Annotated in this window: 3 protein-coding genes; all 3 read left to right on the top strand. The window is 75.2% G+C overall.

The features are described from left to right. Window positions 1–65: 65 nt before the first annotated feature. The 3 genes from P1P70_RS41835 to P1P70_RS41825 all read left to right on the top strand — a co-directional run bounded on the left by P1P70_RS41835 (window position 66) and on the right by P1P70_RS41825 (window position 3,787). A complete protein-coding gene (locus P1P70_RS41835) occupies window positions 66–677 on the top strand; it encodes a DJ-1/PfpI family protein (RefSeq protein WP_319247316.1) in 612 nt (203 codons plus the stop codon). Beyond that, window positions 674–1,141 carry a MarR family winged helix-turn-helix transcriptional regulator gene (locus P1P70_RS41830; protein WP_319247315.1) on the top strand — a complete coding sequence of 156 codons (468 nt, stop codon included), beginning with the start codon at window positions 674–676 and terminating at the stop codon, window positions 1,139–1,141. Before P1P70_RS41835 ends, P1P70_RS41830 begins: the two co-directional genes overlap by 4 nt. A 183-nt stretch (window positions 1,142–1,324) precedes the next feature. Next, on the top strand, window positions 1,325–3,787 hold the full coding sequence (locus tag P1P70_RS41825; RefSeq protein WP_319247313.1) for a serine/threonine-protein kinase: 2,463 nt from the start codon (window positions 1,325–1,327) through the stop codon (window positions 3,785–3,787). Window positions 3,788–3,947 lie beyond the last annotated feature (160 nt).

Here is a 3,947-nt window from a genome sequence, read left to right as displayed (position 1 = left end):
GTCGACACGCAGCCCGCCCCCCACCTTCCATTGACAGCAGACTGTCGTAATGTCAGGATGCTGTCATGAGTAATCGGAAGCCTGTTCATCTCGCCGTGTACGACACCTACGCCGACTGGGAGACAGGGCACACCACCGCGTGGCTCGCCCGGGGTGGGTACGAGGTTCGGACGGTCGCCGTGGGGACCGACGCCGTGCGGACCATCGCGGGGGTGCGGATCCAGCCGGACGAGGTCCTGGGGCGGCTGCGGCCCGAGGACAGCTCGCTGCTCGTCCTCACCGGCGCCGACCTGTGGGACACGGGCGACGAACTCGCGCCGTTCGCCCGCAAGGCGCGGGAGTTCCTCGCGGCCGGCGTCCCCGTCGCCGCGATCTGCGGCGCGACCGCCGGGCTCGCCCGGGAGGGGCTGCTGGACGACCGGGCGCACACCAGCGCGGCGCCCTTCTACCTCGCGGCCACCGGGTACGGCGGCGGTGAGCGGTACGTCGACGCGGACGCCGTCACCGACGACTCCGGACTGCTCGTCACCGCCGGCCCCACCGAACCCGTCGCCTTCGCCCGCGAGGTCCTCCGCATCCTCGGGGTCTACGAGGGCGAGGTCCTCGACGCCTGGTACCGCCTCTTCCACGACTCGGACGCGGAGGCGTACGCCGTGCTGGAGGCGGCGGCCCGGTGAGCCGCGAGCAGCAGGACCTCCTCAGCCGCGCCGCCCTCGGAGTCTTCCGCCTCAACGGTCAGTTCCTCTCCGTGGCCGACGGGTTGGCGAGCCCCGCGGGGCTCACGGCCGCCTGGTGGCAGGTGCTCGGCGCGGTGCTGCCCGAGCCGCTGCCGGTCGCCGGGGTCGCTCGGGCCATGGGCATCACCCGGCAGAGCGTCCAGCGGGTCGCCGATCTCCTGGTCGACCGGGGGCTCGCCGCGTACGTGCCGAACCCGGCCCACCGTCGCGCCAAACTCCTCACCCCCACCCCCGCCGGCCGCGCGGCGGTCGAGCGGATCGACCCGGGCCACGCCGCCCTGGCCGCCCGACTCGCCGAGGCGCTGGGGGAGGAGGAGTTCGCGGCGACCGTACGGGCGCTCGAACGACTGTCGGCCGCCCTGGACGACCTCGCGGCGGCACCGGACGCTGTTACGGAACCGTAGACACCGCTCCATCCGCCTCCCCGCACGGCCGCACTACGATCGGTCCGTTGCGCACGTACGCGACGTAGACGACGTTGATGAGGTTGCCGACGTAGGCGACGTACCCGTACGTACATGTACACGGATACGTGCTCGCGTCCACGGACGCGGCGGGGCGGCACGGGGAATCAGGGGGCGGTGGCCATGGAGAAGCTCGGGCCCGGGGATCCGCAACGGATCGGGGCGTACCGGCTGCTCGCGCGGCTGGGGGCCGGCGGGATGGGGAACGTGTACCTGGCCCGGTCCGAGCGGGGCCGTACCGTCGCCGTCAAGCTGGTCCGGCAGGAGCTGGCGGAGCAGGAGGAGTTCCGGGCGCGGTTCCGGCAGGAGGTACGGGCCGCGCGGCAGGTGGGCGGGTACTGGACCGCGCCGGTGCTGGACGCGGACACCGAGGCGGGGATCCCCTGGGTCGCCACCGGGTATGTCGCCGGGCCGTCCCTTCAGGCCGTGGTGGGGCGTGATCACGGGGCGCTGCCCGAGCGGTCCGTCCGGATCCTCGCGGCCGGGCTCGCGCACGCGCTGGAGGACATCCACGCGGCCGGGCTCATCCACCGGGACCTCAAGCCGTCCAACGTGCTGGTGACCATCGACGGGCCGCGTGTCATCGACTTCGGGATCGCGCGGGCGCTGGAGACCGTCACGGACGGCGGGCTGACGCGCACCGGCGCGCTCGTCGGGTCGCCGGGTTTCATGGCGCCCGAGCAGGTGCGCGGCGGTCGCATCACCCCCGCCTGCGACGTCTTCTGCCTCGGCTCCGTGCTCTCCTACGCCGCCACCGGCACCCTGCCGTTCGGCGCCGCCAACTCCGGTGTCCACGCGCTGATGTACCGCATCGCCCAGGAGGAACCGGACCTGGAGGGGCTGCCGCAGGGGCTGTACGACATCGTCCGCGACTGCTTGCGCAAGGACCCCGCCGCCCGCCCCACCCTGGCCCAGATCCTCCAGCGCACCGGCGCCGAGGACACGGTCTTCGCAGGCCGCTCCCGCGACCCGTGGCTGCCGAGCGCCCTGGTCGCCCAACTGGGGCGACACGCGGTGCGGTTGCTGGAGACGGAGGATCCGGAGGAGAGGGGGGAGACGGGCGAGACGGGCGAGACGGGGGAGCGGCCGGGGAAGTCGCAGCAGTCGGGGCAGTTGGGTGTGGGTGGCCCGGGGGTGCCGGGAGGTGGTCCCGATGCGCCAGGAGGTCCGGCGGGCCAGCCCCCGACTCCACCGGCCGCTCCACAGGCCGTTCCACCGGCCTCCCCACCGGCCTCTCCGCCTGTCACTGCGCCGCCGACCCCGCTCTCGCCTCCGTCGGTGAGCCCTCCGGGGGCCGTCGCCGCGAACATGGCGGCGGGGACCGCAGCCCAGAGCCCGCCGTCGGCTGGTGCCGGGGTCGAGTCGTCGGACAGGGGCGGGTCCGCGTCGCCGGCCGGGGCCGAGGGGCCGCCGTCGGCTCCGCCTGTGTATCCGCTGGGTGATCCCCATTCTCCGTACGGTGGTTCGGAGGCCGCCGCGGGGGCCTCCGCGTCCCCGCGCGCGGGCGGGACGACCGGGCCGGCGACACCTCCCGGCGTTCCCGGCTCCCCGGCGGATCACCCCGCCGCCCCGCCCGAGGGTGCCGTGCCGCCTCCGCCGGGCGCGCCGGGTGGGCAGCCGTTGGACCGGATGCCGACACGGATCGCGGGGGCGCCCGGAGCGCAGCCCCCTCCGCCGACCGCTCCGCCCGGGCCCGCCGCCGCACCAGGTGGTTACAACCCGGGGCCCGCGCCCGCCGGCTACGGCTTCCCGCACCCGTACACCCAGCAGCCCGCCGGTGGGTACGGGCAGCAGCCCGGCGTGGCCCCCGGCCCCGGCGCCGGTTACGGCTACCCGCAGAGCAGGCCGCAGGCGCCGTACGGGGCGTACGGGCAATCGCCGTACGGCGGCGGGGCGGGGCTGGGCGCGACCCCGCCGTACGGGCCGGAGCCCCTCTTCGGGCCGGAGGCCCCCTATGGGCCCGGCGCCGGGACGGGCCCCGGTGGTCGTCCCGAACCGGAGCGCGGGAGCCGGCGTGCCTCCGTGCTGCTCGTCGCCGTCGCGCTGGTGGTCGCCCTCGGGGCGGGCGGCTCGGTGTACGCGTTGATGAAGAAGGGCGGCGACGGCGGCGGGAAGAACGACGCGAAGGGCGGTACGGGGACGAGCGCGCCCGAGACGCCGGGACCGACGACCGACGAGCCCACGGACCCCGTGACCTCGCCGGACCCGACCACCGAGTCGCCCGACGCCGGCCCGATCCCGGAGGACTTCCTCGGCACCTGGAACGCCACCCTCGACGGCTCCGACGGCGCGGACACCCGTGAACTCGTCATCCAGCAGGGCGAGGTCGGCGACACGGTGCTCTCGCTCACGGCGGACGGTCCGCTCGAAGGAGGCGGCACGTACCACTGCGTGTTCGAGGCGGCGCTGACGGACGAACCGGACGACGGCGGCCCGCTGCGGATCGGCCCGTCCACCGTCACCACCGGCGAACCCGCCGAGTCCTGTTCCCCCGGCGCCGCCACCACGGTCACCCTCCTGCCGGACGGCCAACTCCGCCGCGTCGACACGGCGGGCAAGTCGGTGACGTACGAGAAGTCCGGCTGAAGCCGACTGAGAAGGCGTGGGCGCAGCCCCGCCTTCTCAGGGGCGCGGGGAACTGCGCGACCAGCCCCCACCGGACGGACGCCGGGGGTCAAAGGGGCGCAGCCCCTTGGTGGGGGCACCTCCCGCTCGAGCGAAGCCGAGAGTGGGGGAGGGACGGGTA

It is taken from the genome of Streptomyces sp. MB09-02B, assembly GCF_033794485.1.
Classification (GTDB): domain Bacteria; phylum Actinomycetota; class Actinomycetes; order Streptomycetales; family Streptomycetaceae; genus Streptomyces.
The sequence above is the reverse complement of the archived record's forward strand: the minus strand, read 5'-3'. Positions and strand labels throughout refer to the sequence as shown.

Bases quoted from the DNA above. Each gene is read 5' to 3' on its own strand.
- P1P70_RS41835 (WP_319247316.1), top strand. From the start codon at position 66: ATGAGTAATCGGAAGCCTGTTCATCTCGCCGTGTACGACACCTACGCC.
- P1P70_RS41825 (WP_319247313.1), top strand. From the start codon at position 1,325: ATGGAGAAGCTCGGGCCCGGGGATCCGCAACGGATCGGGGCGTACCGG.